The sequence below is a fragment of the Streptomyces radiopugnans genome (assembly GCF_900110735.1).
Lineage (GTDB): Bacteria > Actinomycetota > Actinomycetes > Streptomycetales > Streptomycetaceae > Streptomyces > Streptomyces radiopugnans.
The window spans coordinates 1-14,927 of the sequence record NZ_FOET01000021.1; the positions used below are offsets into that span (position 1 = coordinate 1).

Here is a 14,927-nt window from a genome sequence, read left to right on the forward strand (position 1 = left end):
ACTCGTAGGGCAGGTGCGACTGCGGCATGGCGGATCCTTGGGAAGCGGCGGAGATCGAACAGCGAGCGCCAGAACCACCGCGAGCACCGATGGGTGCTCCGCTCCCTGCGGGAGCGGAGAGGCGGTGCTACGCGGCCGCACGACTGGGAGGCTCGCCACGCACGGCAGCATCACCCCAGTCCCATGTCCGCCAACGGCCACCGCGCCACATGCCGAGACGCGCGTCCGCAGGATATCGCGCCCGAACCCGCCGCAACCGGTGGCCCCGTGCACAGCGGGCAGGACCTGTCCGGCCGGGGCCGGACACGGGGCCACGGCCGTGACCCGCGGCGCGGGCGGACCGGCGGGCAACGGCCGGGGATCCGCCGGCACCCGGGAGGTGCGCTCCCGGGCGCCGGCGCCGGTCAGCGGTTTCGGCAGCCGTGCCGGAACGCCTCTCCGCGAAGGCCCCCGCCGCTGCTAACGCTCCCCGTGCTCACCGCCGGATCCGGATGGCCGGGCTGCGGGCGTGGGCGCGGTGGGGCCGGGTGCCGGGGTGCGCGGCGCGGGGCGCAGACGGTGGATCACGGCTGCGATGACCACGAGCAGTACGGCCAGCCCCACCCACACCTGGGTCTGGGTGACGTTGAGTCCGGCGCCGGCGACACCGGGGGTGCGGCCTCCGTCCCGGCCGGTGGCGGCGACCACCAGCAGGCCGACGACGAAGGCCGCGGCGGCGACCCGTCCCGCCAGGTGCGCCGCCAGGGGCAGCGCGCCCGGTCGCCGCGAGGCGTCACGCAGTCGCAGGCGTTCACCGCTCCGGGCGGGAGCGAGCAACCGGACCAGCAGCAGGAGGGCGACGGGAAGCTGGAGCAGCCACACGGTGGTGCGGAAGACGCCGTCGTACCAGACGTTGGTGCCGTACAGCAGGGTGTGCCACACGCTCAGGACGTAGACGACGATGACGAAGCGGTGCAGGGCCCGCCACATCCGGGAACCGGTGGCCTGCCGCAGGTAGAAGGCCAGGCCGAGCGGGACGGCGAGGTAGAGGGCGAGCAGGCCGACCAGGATGGCGATCCGGCCGGTTCCCGAGGAGTAGACACCGGGGACGAAGACCTCGGCGAAGGAGGTCGCCACACGTCCCGCCCAGCCCGCCCCCTCCTCGTTCGTACGCACCAGCTCGGCGAAGAACAGGGCGGCGTGGGCGAACATCAGGCCGATGGTGGTGAGGCTGGTGGTGCGGTGCCAGCGCTCGATCCGCACCGGCTGCACCCGCAGCCATCCGGGACGGGCACTGGAGCGGATCAGGCCCAGCATGACGGTGATCCAGGCCCACAACAGGCCCGTCCAGCCGAACGCCTGGCATAACCAGTACATCCAGTACCGGCCGGCGTCCGCCAGGTCGGGCATCACCTGGAGTGTCATGGAGACGCCGGACTCCACGCGCGCGTACAGCCAGGCGAAGAGGCCCGCTGTGATCACCAGGGCGGCGGTGGCGTCGGGCAGAGCCGCCCGCAGGTCCGCCCGCAGCGCCGGCAGGTCGAACCGCTGATGTCGTTCCGCTCGGACCGGGGTCTTCACCATCGCAGGGACACCGCTTTCTCGTGGGGGAGGGGTGAACGGCCTGCCCGGCCGGGCGTCCGCACGTGGGGACACGGGTTTCGCCCACGGGCGCCCCGAGAGTAGCCAGAAGAGGCAGCCCCGGGAAGGCTCGCCGGCACGGCTCGCTTCTCGCCGCCGCCGCCCCCGTCACCTCCGTCGAGCACCGCGTCCGAAGGGGCCGGCCACCGCGTGCCCGTCGCGATCACGTCGCCCGGGTGCAGCGTCATGACGGAGGAGGTGTGGGCGATCAGTTCGCGGACGCCGAAGATCAGGTCGGCCGTACTGGTGCGCTGCCGGGTGATGCCGCCCACCTCGCAGCGCGGCCAGCAGTGGCCGGACCCCGCCGTCCAACAGGTCCACTTCGCGCAGATCCGCGCCCTCTTCGCCGACGCCACGGACGTCGACGGCGCACTGTTCGCGCTCGACCGCGCCTACCGGGAACACCGCTGATACCGACTGTCCGTCCGCCCGCCGGTGGGGACGGGGTACGGCGGGGCGGGTTCTCCGGCCGGGCGGGGAGCCGGGCGGCGCCGCGCCGGTTCCAGGCGGGGGCCGGTATCAACCCGCCGAGCGGGTGCCCTGGTTGATCGCGGCCGGGGAAGCGGCGGAGGTGATGCGGCCACCCTGCGACCACCAGGGCCCGAAAACGACGAGGGCCACTCCCGCCGTCCGGCGGAAGCGGCCCTGCGACCTGCGATATCGCTGGTCGGGACGACAGGATTTGAACCTGCGACCCCTTGACCCCCAGTCAAGTGCGCTACCAAGCTGCGCCACGTCCCGATGCTCTCCCGGTTCGGGATCTTGTCCCTCGCCGTTCGCGCACAGAAACCATACCGCATTCCGGGGGGTGCTCGCTCACCCCTCAGGGGGCGGCGACGGAAGATCACTCTCGCTCCCGACCGAGCCCTGGGTGGCGGTTCCATCACCCAGCGTGCGCAGTTGTGCGGTCGCAGACCCGGAGCGGCGTACGGGAAACCCACGCGGCGGACGGAGCCGGCGGCGGGGGAGGGACGGCGGCGGAAGGCCTGGCGGGCACCGGAGCGGGTTTGCCGGGACGCAGGCGGGAAACGCGGTTGCCCTGGTCGTTGGTCCCGAGGACTGGAGTCGCACGTGAGCCGTTCCCGGATTGTGATCGTCGGAGCCGGGTTCGCCGGTTACCAGACCGCCAGGACGCTGTCGCGGAAGCTCCGCGGGGCGGCCGAGATCGTGCTGGTGAACCCGAACGACTACTTCCTGTACCTGCCGCTGCTGCCCGAGGTGTCGGCCGGGCTCCTGGAGGCACGCCGGGTCTCGGTGTCGCTGGCCGGGACGCTGCCGAAGGTGCGGCTGGTGCTGGGAGAGGTCCACGGTGTGGACCTCGACGGGCGCTCGATCACCTACACCGACCCCGAGGGGACGGAGAAGAGCCTGGGCTACGACCGGCTCGTCCTCACCGTCGGAAGCGTGAACAAGCTGCTGCCCATCCCCGGGGTGGCCGAGCACGCGGTCGGGTTCCGGGGCATGCCGGAGGCGCTGTACCTGCGCGACCACATCAGCCGGCAGATCGCCCTCGCCGCCAACGCCGAGGATCCGGAGGAGTGCCGGGCGCGCACCACCTTCGTGGTCGTCGGCGCGGGCTACACCGGTACCGAGGTGGCCGCCCACGGCAAGATGTTCACCGACTCCCTCGCCCGCCAGCACGCCCGCAGCGCCGCAGGGATGCAGGCCGACGCCCGGCCCCGCTGGATGCTGCTCGACATCGCGGACCGGGTGCTGCCGGGCCTGGACGAGAAGCTGGCGCAGACCGCCGACCGGGTGCTGCGCAAGCGCGGCGTGGAGGTGCGGACGGGGACCTCGGTGAAGGAGGCCACCAAGGACGGAGTCCTCCTGAACACCGGGGAGTTCGTTCCCACCCGCTCGCTGATCTGGTGCGTCGGGGTGCGGCCCGATCCACTGGTGGAGCAGCTCGGTCTGCCGACCGAGAAGGGGCGGCTGATCGTCGACGAGTATCTGAACGTCCCCGGCCACCCCGACGTGTTCGCCTGCGGCGACGCCGCGGCGGTGCCGGACCTGACCAACCCGGGCCAGTACACGGCGATGACCGCCCAGCACGCGCACCGGCAGGGCAAGACGGCCGCGAACAACATCATGGCCTCCTACGGCGTCGGCACCCGCCGCCCGTACAAGCACAGCGACCTCGGCTTCGTCGTCGACCTGGGAGGGGTGCAGGCCGCGGCCAACCCCTTCGGCATCCCGCTGTCCGGCCCGATCGCCAACCTCGTCACCCGCGGCTACCACCTCGCCGCGATGCCGGGCAACCGGATCCGGGTGGCCGCCGACTGGGCGCTGGACGCCGTACTGCGGCGGCAGGCCGTCCAGCTCGGCGTGCTGGACGCATGGTCGGTGCCGCTGGACACAGCCTCGCCCGAGACGGCCCGGCTGCGCGGCTGACGGTCCCCCGTACGGCTCACGACGCGTCCGTGTCCGTGTCTGTGCCCGTGTCCGGTTCCGCGGGCCGCCGGGGGACCGGCGGCCCGTAGGGGCCGATCAGCTCGCGGTCCCACCACGCGCCGGTGGAGCGCAGTTCCCGCCAGGTGGTGAAGCGGTAGCGGTACAGCAGGGCCCGTACGTGGGCGGGCGGGGCGTCGGGGAAGGGGTTGGTGCGCAGCAGCCGCAGGGTGTCGGGGTCGTTCTCCAGCAGTCTGCGCAGCAGCCGGGTGAACCAGGGGGCCGCGTAGGAGGGTGAGAGCGCGGCGAACCACATCAGCCAGTCCAGCCGCAGGTGGTACGGCGCGTACTGGCGCGGCAGCCGGCGCACGTCCCCCGGCTTGCCCTTGAAGCCGTACTCCCGCCAGCGCGTGGCGTCGGTGATCCGCTCCTCGTCGGTGCCCTCGATCACCACCTCGTGGCGGACGCGCGTCACGCTGCCGAAGGCGCCGTAGGTGTTGACCAGGTGGAGCCGGTCGAAGGAGGCGTTCATCAGCTGGCGGCGCGAGAGCAGATTGCGCGCGGGCCGGTAGCTGAGCACCGCCACCAGCACGGTCACGGCGATGACGGCGGCACCGAACCACAGGGGCGTGGGGCCGTGGGCGGGCGCGCCGGCGACGGGGGAGCCGGCGACGGCGGAGAAGGCCAGCAGAACCGTCAGCCAGTTGAGCCAGGCGAAGTTGCCGGACGCCACCAGCCACAGCTGGGTGGCGACCACGGCCAGCCCGGCGAAGCTCGCCACCGGCTGAGGGAGGAACAGCAGGAAGGGGACGGCGAGCTGGGTGACGTGGTTGGCCGCCACCTCCAACCGGTGCAGCGGGCGCGGCAGGCGGTGGAAGAACCAGCTCAGCGGGCCCGGCATCGGCTGGGTCTCGTGGTGGTAGTCCAGGCAGGTCAGCCTGCGCCAGCACAGGTCGCCGCGCCACTTGATCAGCCCCGCGCCGAACTCCACCCGGAACAGCAGCCAGCGCAGCAGGACCAGGACGAGCAGCGGCGGGGCGACGTCCGCGTTGCCGAGGAAGACGGCCAGGAAGCCGGTCTCCAGCAGCAGCGACTCCCAGCCGAACGCGTACCAGGTCTGGCCGACGTTCACGATCGACAGGTACAGCACCCACAGCAGCGCCCACATCGCCATGGACACCGCCAGCGGCACCCGGTCGGCGGCGCCCAGCAGCACCGCCGCCGACAGCGCCGCGCCCAGCCAGGCCGCGGACGCGAAGAGGCGGTCGGAGTAGCGCAGGTGGAACAGGCTCGGTGAGGCGCGGAAGGACACCCGGCGCAGGAAGTCCGGGACCGGGGTCAGGCCGCGCTCGCCGATCAGCGCCCGGAACTGCAGCGCCGCCGAGACGAACGCGACGAGGTAGACGGCGGCCAGGCCTCGTTGGAGGACCAGGCGGCTCAGCCAGTAGTCGGGTGCCGCGAACCATTCCCACTCCATGGCGCAGATGGATACCACCGGGGCCCGCCGTCATGCGGCGGGCCCCGGTGGCGGGAGAGGCGGCCGTACGGGTGGCCGTGCGGCCGTACGCTCCCGCTCAGCGCTCCAGTACGAGGGCTTGGCCCTGGCCGACGCCGATGCACAGGGTGGCGAGACCGGTGCGGGCGCCGGTGGCGGCGAGGTGGTGGGCGACCGCGCCGGCCAGGCGGGCGCCGGAGGCGCCCAGGGGGTGGCCCAGGGCGATGGCGCCGCCGTGGGGGTTGACGACGGCCGGGTCCAGGTCGGGCCATTCGGCCAGGCAGCCCAGGACCTGGGCGGCGAAGGCCTCGTTGAGTTCGACGACGTCCAGGTCGGCGAAGGTGCGGCCGGCCTTGGCCAGGGCGTTGTGGACGGCCTGGACGGGGCCGAGGCCGAAGAGGTTGGGTTCCAGGGCGGTGGTGGCGGAGGCGCCGATGCGGGCCAGCGGCTCGCGCCCGGTGGCCTTCAGACCGGCCTCGTCGGTGAGCAGCAGGGCGGCGGCGCCGTCGTTGAGGGGGGAGGCGTTGCCGGCGGTGACGGTGCCGCCGTCGGGGCGGAAGGCGGGCTTGAGCTTGGCCAGCGCCTCCGGGGAGGTGGTGTCGCGGATGGACTCGTCGCGGGTCAGGTCGGTGCCGGGCACGGGCACGCTCTGGGCGCCGTGGACGCCGCCGGCCCAGGCGGCGGCGGCCTTGCGGTGGCTGGCCAGCGCGTAGGCGTCCTGGGCCTCGCGGGTGATGGCGTGCTTGTCGGCGACCTGCTCGGCGCCCTCGCCCAGGGAGACGGTCCACTCGGGGGGCATGGCGGGGTTGGTCATGCGCCAGCCCAGGGTGGTGGAGTACAGCTGCTGGTGGCCGGCGGGGAAGCCGCGCTCGGGTTTGGGCAGCACCCAGGGGGCGCGGGACATGGACTCCACGCCGCCGGCGATGGCGATGGAGGCGTCGCCGCAGGCGATGGCGCGGGCGGCGTGGAGGACGGCTTCGAGGCCGGAGGCGCACAGCCGGTTGACGGTGACGCCGGGGACGGTGGCGGGAAGGCCGGCCAGGAGGGTGGCCATGCGGGCGACGTTGCGGTTGTCCTCGCCGGCGCCGTTGGCGTTGCCGAGGACGACGTCGTCGATGCGGGCGGGGTCGAGGTCGGGGGTGCGGTCGACCAGGGCGCGGATGACGTGGGCGGCCAGGTCGTCGGGGCGCACTCCGGCCAGGGCGCCGCCGTACCGGCCGATCGGGGTGCGCACCGCATCGACGACATACACATCACGCAGGAGATCGTTGGCCATGGCATGGATCCTGGCAGGGCCGCACCCGGATGGCCAGAAGCGGTCGGCGGGCATGGCCGATCACACATCCGTCGCTCCGGAAGGGTGGGCACGGGCACCGTCGTCCGGCCCGCGGTCTCTCGCGGTCCCGGGACCGGCCGGGGTGGGGAGCCGGAACCGGGGCACCAGGCAGAGGAGCACGTTCCGGGCGGACGGGAGGGTGCTCGCCCGGGCCGTCCGGCCCATGGTGCGGCGGATACCGTTGACCAGGGCCGCGGCGGAACGTAGCTTTCCCGGGAAAGCGCTTTCTATAGCCTGTCGCTACGAGGGGACGGACATCCGCATGCCGCTGACCGATCTTCCGCTGGAGGAACTGCGCGCCTACCGGCCCGAGGTGGCCGAGCCAGGGGACTTCGACGCCTTCTGGTCCAAGACGCTCACCGCCGCCCGCGCGGCGGCGCCCGGGCCGGCGGAGTACCGGCGGGTCGAGGACGCCCCGCTGAGCACCGTGGAGGTGTTCGACGTCCGCTTCCCCGGCTGGGACGGCCAGCCCGTCGCGGCCTGGCTGATCCTGCCGCGCGGCGCGGACGGGCCGCTGCCCGCCGTGGTCAACTACATCGGCTACAGCGGCGGCCGCGGCCTGTACATCGAGCACCTGCTGTGGAGCGCGGCCGGCTACGCCACCCTCGTCGTCGACAGCCGGGGCCAGGGCCACGACACCCCCGACCCGGACCCGGACACCACCCCGCAGTACGTCGGCGGCTTCATGACCCGCGGTCTGGACGACCCCGCCCGCCACTACTACCGGCGGCTGATGACCGACTGCGTGCGCGCCGTGGACGCCGTGCGCGAGCATCCGGCGGTGGACCCGGAGCGGGTGGTGGTCGCGGGCGGCAGCCAGGGAGGCGGGCTGGCCCTGGCCGTGGCCGGGCTGGCGCCGGAGAAGGTGGCGGCGGCGCTGGTGGACGTGCCGTTCCTGTGCCACTTCCGGCGGGGCGCCGAACTGGCCGCGGCCGGCCCGTATCCGGAGATCGCCCACTACCTCGGAGTGCACCGGCGCATCGACCCCGAGTCCGTCTTCACCACGCTGAACTACTTCGACGGCCTGCACTTCGCGCGCCGCGCCACCGCTCCCGCGCTGTTCAGCGTGGGGCTGATGGACCCGGTCTGCCCGCCCTCGACGGTCTTCGCCGCCTACCACCGCTACGCGGGGGAGGACAAGGACATCAGGGTGTGGCACTTCGGCGACCACGCCGGGGGCCGCTCCTCGCAGCAGTGGGAGCAGTTGCTGTGGCTGCGCGGGCGCGGCCTGGCGTCCGCCTGACCCCGTAGGGAGGCCCCGGCGGCGCCCCGCGGCCCCGGCACCCCTGTTCCGGTGCCGGTGCGCCGGATCGGGGGCGCCGGGGGCGGGCGCGCGTCAGCCGCGCCCGCTCAGGATCGCGGTGATCCGCCGGGAGGCCTCGCGCGCCGCCGTCTTCGGGTCGGCGCCGCGCAGCACCTCCGTCTGGTACTTCTTGATCGGGTTGTCCGCCTCCAGGCGGCCCCACCGCGGCGAGTTGGGGGTGGCGCGCCCGTTGCGGGCGCCCTCGGCCATCGCCGCGGCGCCGGGGTCGTCCTTCAGCGCGTCGGCCAGCTCGGTGCTGTTGGGCACCACGCTCATCGTCCGGGCCAGCTTCCGCTGCCACTTCTCACCGGTCAGCAGCTTGACGAAGGAGTACGCCGCGGCCGGCTCGGCGGCCCGCTCCGGGATGATCAGCACGGAGCCGCCGGTGAAGACCGCGCCCGGTTCCTTCGCGTCCTTGCCGGGGATGGGGAAGAAACCGAGTTTGCCGGCCAGTGCGGGGTTCTTCTCGACGATCAGCTCGGCGGCGCCGGGCACGTCGATGATCTGGGCGATCTCGTTCCCGGCGAAGAACTCGCGCTGCTCCGGCTTGGACTCGTCGGAGTCGACGGGGCCCCGGCCGTGGGACTGGAGCTCCTTGTAGAACTCCATGCCGCGCAGTGCCTCGGGGGTGTCGAGCGTGCCGGCCCACCGGCCGCTGCGCTCGACGGCGAGGTCGCCGCCCTCGTCCCAGACGAAGCCCGCCAGCACGTACCAGTTCTGCCCCGGCAGGTAGATGCCCTGCCGTCCGGACCGGTTGAGCCGGGAGGTGACCTCGATCCACTCCTCACGGGTGGCGGGGGGCTTCGTGATCCCGGCCTGCTCGAAGAGGTCCTTGCGGTAGACGACGACGCGGTTGGCGGCGTAGAAGGGGACGCCGTACTGGTAGCCGTCGATCTTCCCGGGCTCCTCCAGACCGGGGACCCAGTGGTCGCCGCCGAGGTCGAAGACCCTGATGGTGAGGTCGGACACCCCGCCGGCCTCCACGTACTGGGCGACCTGGGTGTTGCCCACCTCGATCACGTCCGGTGCGTCGTCGGAGCCGAGGGCCGCGGTGACCTTCCTGTCGATCCCCGGCCAGTCCTGGACGGTGACCTCCACCTCCACGCCGGGATTGCGCCGCTCGAAGTCCCGGACGGCGGCGTCGGTGAGCTCCTCGGAGAGGCTGCCCCGCATCAGCCAGACGTCGAGGGTCCGCTCCTGTTCCCGGTCGCCGGTGTCGGCGAGGACGCCGCACCCGCTCAGCAGCAGTGCGGCGGACAGGGCGGACGCGAGGAGGCGGAAAGGGCGGCGGACTGGCATGGCTGTCCCCTGGGAGGTTGCCGACGGTACGGGCGTGGGGGGGAGCGTGGGGTCTGCACAGATTTGGCACAGACCAATTGGGGAGTCAAGGTCTAGTCCACAGAAGGGTCGAATAAACCGGTTCGGAAGGCCCTTCGTGATCGAAGGGTGACCGAAGTGCCGCACCCCGGCCGGTGGACGGGGGCGGGAGGGGGGTGATGCGGTGCGCATCCCTCTGCGGTTTAATTGCAAGCTGTTTGCAACAAGGACTGCTCGGCAACAAGGGTGTGGACCATGAGACTGCGGGTGATACGGACGGCCGCCGCCATGACGTTCGGCGCGGTGCTGGCCGGAGCGGCGGCATGCTCCGCGCCGTCCGACGGGAAGGGGGGCGCGGGCGGCGGTACGGGAGACTCCCTGGTGGTGGGCATCGCCCAGGAACCGGACACCCTCAGCCCCCTGCTCGGCTACGGCAAGGACGGCAACTCCAAGATCTTCGACGGCCTGCTGCGGCACGACGCCGACATGGAGCTGGAGCCCGCCCTCGCCGCGAAGCTCCCCGAGATCGGCGACGGCGGCCGGACCTACACCTACACCCTGCGCGAGGGGGTGACCTTCAGCGACGGCACCCCCTTCGACGCCGAGGACGTGGTCTTCACCTACGAGACCATCCTCGACGAGAAGACCAACAACCCCTCCAAGGGCGAGCTGGACGCCCTCGACAGCGTCACCGCGAAGGACGAGGACACCGTCGTCTTCCGTCTCAGGTACCCCTACGCCCCCTTCGCCGAGCGCACCGTGCTGCCCATCGCCTCCAAGGAGGCCGCCGCCGGACAGGACGTCAACACCGGCCCCTACAACACCGAGCCGGTCGGCACCGGCCCCTATGTCCTCACCGGCTGGAGCCGCGGCGAGAAGCTCACCTTCGAGGCCAACCCCGGCTACTGGGGCGGCGCTCCGGAGGTGGAGAGGCTCACCATGGCCGTCATCAAGGACGACGACGTACGCGCCACCCGGCTGCGCTCCGGCGACCTCGACGCCGCGGTCCTGCCGCCCGCCCTCGCCGACACCTTCGCGGGCGACGACGGCCGGCGCGTGATCCGGGCGAGGACCGCCGACTTCCGGGCCGTCACCCTCCCCACCGCGGGCCCCGTCACCGGCGATCGCGCGGTGCGCCGCGCTCTGGACACCGCCGTGGACCGCCAGGCGATCGTCGACAGCGTGCTCGGCGGCGCCGGCCGGGCCGCGTACGGCCCCGTTCCCACCGGCAGCCCCTGGTTCGCCGAGGGCACCGAGCGACGCCACGACCCGCGGAGGGCGAAGGAGATCCTGGAGGACGCCGGCTGGAAGGCCGGGGAGGACGGAGTGCGCCGCAGGGACGGCCGCCGCGCCGCCTTCACCCTCTGGTACCCCTCCGGCGACCGGCTCCGCCAGGAGCACGCCCTCGCCTACGCCGCCGACGCCGAGGAGATCGGCATCGACATCACCGTCGAGTCCGGCACCTGGGAGGTCATCGAGCCGCGCATGAAGGACGACGCAGTCCTCTCCGGCGGCGGCAGCCCGGCCGACCCCGACTTCGACCTCTACCCCCTGCTGCACTCCTCCCTGGCCCTGGACGGCTTCAACAACATGGCCGCCTACGACAACCCGGACGTCGACCGCGCCCTGGAGGAGGCCCGCCGCACGAACGACCGCGCCGCCCGCGCCGAGGCGTACGCCGCCGTCCAGCGCGAACTGGCCGAGAACCCCGGCTACACCTTCCTCACCCACATCGACCACGTGTACGTGATGGACGACGCCTGGCAGGGCGTCACCACCCAGGTCGAACCCCACGACCACGGCCTGGGCGCGGGCCCCTGGTGGAACGTCGAGGACTGGCGGCCCAAGAAGTGAGGACGGCGCTGCGCGCGGGGCCGCCCTGGGCCCCGCTGGCACGCCTGGCGGGACGGCGGGCGCTGGCCGCCGTCCCCGTCCTGGCCGCCGTGACCCTCGGCGTCTTCGCGCTGGCCGCCGCGTCCCCCTTCGACCCGGTGCGCCAGTACGCCGGGAGCGCCGGGCTGCGCGCCTCCCAGGACACCCTCGACCAGCTGCGCGAGAACCTCGCCCTGGACGGCCCGTTCACCGAGCAGTGGTGGCGCTGGCTCACCTCCGCCGCGACCGGGGACCTGGGGCAGTCGGTCTCGCTGCGCCAGCCGGTCGCCCAGGTCGTCGGCGAACGCCTGGGCTGGTCCGTGCTGCTGTGCGCGCTCGCGTTCGCCGCCGCGGTGGTGCTCGGCACCGTGCTCGGCACCGCCGCCGCGCGCCGCCGGGGCGGATGGCTCGACCGCTGCGTCACCGGCGGCTCCTACGTCCTCCAGGCCGCTCCGCCGTTCTGGCTCGGACTGCTGTCCGTCTGGCTCTTCGCCCTCCAGTTCGGCGTGCTGCCGGCCGGAGGACTCACCGACAGCGGCGAGGACACCGTCACCGCCGCCTCGCTGGCACGCCATCTGGCGCTGCCGGTGGCCGTGCTCGCCCTCTCCCAGCTGCCGTGGTTCGCCCTGTACGTACGGCAGGGCGTGGCCGACGCGCTCCACGAGGACCCGGTGCGCGGCGCCCGCGCCCGCGGCCTGCGCGAGCGGACGGTACTGCTGGGGCACGCCCTGCGCTCTGGACTGCTGCCGGTGCTCACCCTCGTCGGCACCCGCATACCCGAACTGATCACCGGTGCCCTGCTGGTGGAGACCGTCTTCAGCTGGCCCGGCATCGCCTCGGCCACCGTCCGCGCCGCCACCGCCGCGGACTTCCCGCTGCTGGCCGCCGTGACCGTCCTGGCCACCGCCGCCGTGCTCGCCGGGAACCTGCTGGCCGATCTGCTCTACGTACTGGCCGACCCCCGGATCGACCCGGAGGAGATGTGACCGCCCCCGCACAGGCCCCCGCCGAAGCCCCCGGCAAGGTTCCCGTCCCGGCCTCCGCTTCGCGGCGCGGCCCCGGACGCCCGTCCGGCGCCCGCGCCTGGCGCACCCGCGCCTCGGCCGCTCTCACCGCCGCCACCGTCCTTGCCGCGCTGCTGGTGCCGGTGGTCTTCCCGCTGGACCAGCAGGCCGTCGACCTCACGGCCAAACTCCAGCCCCCCTCCTGGGAGCACCCGTTCGGCACCGACGAACTGGGCCGCGACCTGCTGCTGCGCTGTGTCCACGGACTGCGCGTCTCACTGCTGGTCGGTGTGGTCGCGGCCCTGGCGGCCACGGTCGTCGGCATCGCCGTCGGCGGCCTGGCCGGGGCGCTGGGAGGGCGCACCGACCGGCTGGTGATGCGGGTCGTGGACGTCTTCGCCTCCGTGCCCCACCTGCTCCTGGGCATCTTCATCGTGGCGATGTTCCGGCCCGGCGTCTGGCCCGTCATCGCCTCCGTCGGCATCACCCACTGGCTCTCCACCGCCCGCATCGTCCGGGCCGAGACCCACTCCCTGCGCAACCGCCCGTACGTGGACGCCGCGATCTCGGGCGGCGCCTCGCGGTGGCGGGTGGCCGTACGCCACCTGCTGCCCGGCGTCCTGCCGCAGGCCGGACTCGCGGCCGTGCTGATGGTGCCGCACGCGATCTGGCACGAGTCCGCGCTGTCCTTCCTGGGCCTGGGCATCCCCGCCCACCAGGCCAGCCTCGGCACCATGACCGAGGCCGCGCGCGGCTCGCTGCTCGCCGGCGCCTGGTGGCCCACCCTCTGGCCCGGTCTGTTCATCATCGTCCCCACCCTCGCCATCGCCGGACTCGCCGGCGCCTGGCGCGAGCGGATCAACCCGCGCGTCCGATCGGAGCTGACGCTGTGACGGCCCGGCTGTCCGTACGGGAGCTGTCCGTGCGCTTCCCGCTGCGCGGCGGTCGCACCGTCGCCGCCGTGACGGACGTGTCCTTCGACCTCGCTCCCGGCGAGTGCCTGGCCCTGGTGGGGGAGAGCGGCTGCGGCAAGTCGGTGCTGGCCTCCGCGCTGCTGGGGCTGCTGCCCGGCAACGCCCGTGTGCGCGGCGCGGCCCGGCTGGACGGCCTGGACCTGCTCACCGCCGGGGAGGCGGTGCTGGCCCGCCGCGTGAGGGGCCGCCGCATCGCCCTCGTACCGCAGAGCCCCGCCTCGCACCTCACCCCGGTGCGTACCGTCCGCTCCCAGCTGGAGGAGACGGTGCGGGAGCTGACCGGTGCACGCGGGCCCAAGCTGCGCGGTGAGGCCGAACGGGCCGCCGAGCGTGCCGCGTTCCCCGCCGGCCACCTCGACCGGTACCCGCACCAGCTCTCCGGCGGCCTCGCCCAGCGAGCCGCGACCGCCCTCGCCCTCGTCGGCGGGGCCCCGCTGCTGATCGCCGACGAACCGACCACCGGCCTGGACCGCGACCTGGTGGACCGCACCGTGGACGAACTGCGCCGCCAGGTGGACGCGGGCCACGGTCTGCTGCTCATCACCCACGACCTGGCCGCCGCCGAGCGCATCGCCGACCGGGTGGCGGTGATGTACGCCGGACGCGTCGTCGAACTCACCGGCGCCGCGGGCTTCTTCGGCACACCAGGACCCCGGCACCCGTACGCCCGCGGCCTGCTGGAAGCCCTGCCCGAGCGGTCCTTCACCCCCGTCCCCGGCATGCCACCCGAACTGGACGCCCTGCCCGGCGGCTGCGCCTTCGCCCCGCGCTGCGACCGCGCCACCGGCGCCTGCGCCGCCGTGCCCGCCCTGACCGGCGCCCGCGCCGGGGCGGTGGCCTGCCACCACGCGCACTCCCACGCCCCGGAGGCCGCCGATGCCTGAACCGGCACCTGAGCCGACATGTGAAACGGCACCTGAAACGACACCTGAACCCGCTCTGGAACTGCGCGGCATCACCGCCGGATACGACCGCCGCGAACCCGTACTGCGCGAGGTGTCCCTGACCGTGGGCGACGGCGAGGCCGTCGGACTGCTCGGCCCCAGCGGCTGCGGCAAGTCCACCCTCGCCCGGGTCGCCGCCCTGCTGCACCGGCCGCAGGCGGGCACCGTACGACTGGCCGGACGGCCGGCGCACGGCTTCCACCACCGCGCCCCGCGCGAGCTGCGCACGACCGTCGGCGTCGTCTTCCAGCAGCCCCGTCTCGCCGCCGACCCCCGCCTGACCCTCGCCGACCTGATCGCCGAACCCCTGCGCGCCACCGGGCGCCGGGCCGAGGTCCGCGTGCGGCTGCCCGCACTGGCCGCCTCCGTCGGTCTCGGCGGTGATCTGCTCGCCCGCCGCCCCCACGAGGTCAGCGACGGCCAGCTCCAGCGCGCCTGCCTGGCCCGCGCGCTCGTCCTCCGCCCCCGTCTGCTGGTCTGCGACGAGATGACCGCGATGCTCGACGCCTCCACCACCGCCGCCCTCGTCGCCGCCGTGGAGGAGTACCGCCGCGAACACGGCACGGCGCTGCTCGCGGTCGGCCACGACCGGGTGCTGCTGGAGCGCTGGTGCGACAGGACGGTGGAGTTCAAGACCCTCCTGCCGCGGTGACGCACCGCGGGCAAGGAGGGCC

13 protein-coding genes and 1 tRNA gene are annotated in these 14,927 nt (G+C 73.7%); 8 read left to right on the forward strand and 6 right to left on the reverse strand.

The features are described from left to right. Window positions 1-459: 459 nt before the first annotated feature. Together BMY40_RS25500 and BMY40_RS28820 are read right to left on the reverse strand one after the other, a co-directional pair. Window positions 460-1,563 carry a ferric reductase-like transmembrane domain-containing protein gene (locus tag BMY40_RS25500; RefSeq protein ID WP_093663147.1) on the reverse strand — a complete coding sequence of 368 codons (1,104 nt, stop codon included), beginning with the start codon at window positions 1,561-1,563 and terminating at the stop codon, window positions 460-462. Beyond that, a complete protein-coding gene (locus BMY40_RS28820; RefSeq protein ID WP_245770322.1) occupies window positions 1,557-1,892 on the reverse strand; it encodes a fumarylacetoacetate hydrolase family protein in 336 nt (111 codons plus the stop codon). The genes BMY40_RS25500 and BMY40_RS28820 overlap by 7 nt, the downstream gene beginning before the upstream one ends. Between BMY40_RS28820 and BMY40_RS28825 the strand changes: the two genes are divergently transcribed. After that, window positions 1,807-2,031: a hypothetical protein gene (locus BMY40_RS28825; protein WP_245770332.1), complete on the forward strand. Its 225-nt coding sequence runs from the start codon at window positions 1,807-1,809 to the stop codon at window positions 2,029-2,031. The two genes, BMY40_RS28820 and BMY40_RS28825, sit on opposite strands and share 86 nt — an antisense overlap. 253 nt (window positions 2,032-2,284) lie before the next feature. Here the strand turns inward: BMY40_RS28825 and BMY40_RS25510 are convergent. Beyond that, window positions 2,285-2,361, reverse strand: a tRNA-Pro gene (locus BMY40_RS25510). Window positions 2,362-2,691: 330 nt separating this feature from the next. Here BMY40_RS25510 and BMY40_RS25515 point away from each other — a divergent pair. Continuing rightward, entirely contained in the window at window positions 2,692-4,011 is a 1,320-nt protein-coding gene (locus tag BMY40_RS25515) for an NAD(P)/FAD-dependent oxidoreductase (RefSeq protein ID WP_093663148.1), read from the forward strand. A 16-nt stretch (window positions 4,012-4,027) separates the two neighbouring features. On the opposite strand, the gene BMY40_RS25520 is transcribed toward BMY40_RS25515, so the two are convergent. Beyond that, window positions 4,028-5,485: a lipase maturation factor family protein gene (locus BMY40_RS25520; RefSeq protein ID WP_093663149.1), complete on the reverse strand. Its 1,458-nt coding sequence runs from the start codon at window positions 5,483-5,485 to the stop codon at window positions 4,028-4,030. A gap of 97 nt (window positions 5,486-5,582) precedes the next feature. After that, on the reverse strand, window positions 5,583-6,779 hold the full coding sequence (locus BMY40_RS25525) for a thiolase family protein (protein ID WP_093663150.1): 1,197 nt from the start codon (window positions 6,777-6,779) through the stop codon (window positions 5,583-5,585). A gap of 322 nt (window positions 6,780-7,101) precedes the next feature. On the opposite strand from BMY40_RS25525, the gene BMY40_RS25530 reads away from it, so the two are divergent. Further along, window positions 7,102-8,082: an acetylxylan esterase gene (locus tag BMY40_RS25530; RefSeq protein WP_093663151.1), complete on the forward strand. Its 981-nt coding sequence runs from the start codon at window positions 7,102-7,104 to the stop codon at window positions 8,080-8,082. A 93-nt stretch (window positions 8,083-8,175) separates the two neighbouring features. Here BMY40_RS25530 and BMY40_RS25535 read toward each other — a convergent pair whose 3' ends face one another. Then, a complete protein-coding gene (locus BMY40_RS25535) occupies window positions 8,176-9,441 on the reverse strand; it encodes an extracellular solute-binding protein (protein WP_093663152.1) in 1,266 nt (421 codons plus the stop codon). 273 nt (window positions 9,442-9,714) lie between these two features. Between BMY40_RS25535 and BMY40_RS25540 the strand changes: the two genes are divergently transcribed. From BMY40_RS25540 to BMY40_RS25560, 5 genes are read left to right on the forward strand one after another with little or no spacing between them, the layout of a single operon-like run. Further along, window positions 9,715-11,313 (forward strand): ABC transporter substrate-binding protein, encoded by a 1,599-nt coding sequence (locus BMY40_RS25540; RefSeq protein ID WP_093663153.1) that lies wholly within the window; start codon window positions 9,715-9,717, stop codon window positions 11,311-11,313. An 8-nt stretch (window positions 11,314-11,321) separates the two neighbouring features. Beyond that, complete coding sequence (locus BMY40_RS25545) at window positions 11,322-12,317, forward strand: ABC transporter permease (RefSeq protein WP_093663193.1); 996 nt, start codon at window positions 11,322-11,324, stop codon at window positions 12,315-12,317. Further along, a complete protein-coding gene (locus BMY40_RS25550; protein ID WP_093663154.1) occupies window positions 12,314-13,228 on the forward strand; it encodes an ABC transporter permease in 915 nt (304 codons plus the stop codon). The genes BMY40_RS25545 and BMY40_RS25550 overlap by 4 nt, the downstream gene beginning before the upstream one ends. After that, a complete protein-coding gene (locus BMY40_RS25555) occupies window positions 13,225-14,193 on the forward strand; it encodes an ABC transporter ATP-binding protein (protein ID WP_245770324.1) in 969 nt (322 codons plus the stop codon). The genes BMY40_RS25550 and BMY40_RS25555 overlap by 4 nt, the downstream gene beginning before the upstream one ends. Next, on the forward strand, window positions 14,186-14,905 hold the full coding sequence (locus tag BMY40_RS25560) for an ABC transporter ATP-binding protein (protein ID WP_093663155.1): 720 nt from the start codon (window positions 14,186-14,188) through the stop codon (window positions 14,903-14,905). Before BMY40_RS25555 ends, BMY40_RS25560 begins: the two co-directional genes overlap by 8 nt. Window positions 14,906-14,927 lie beyond the last annotated feature (22 nt).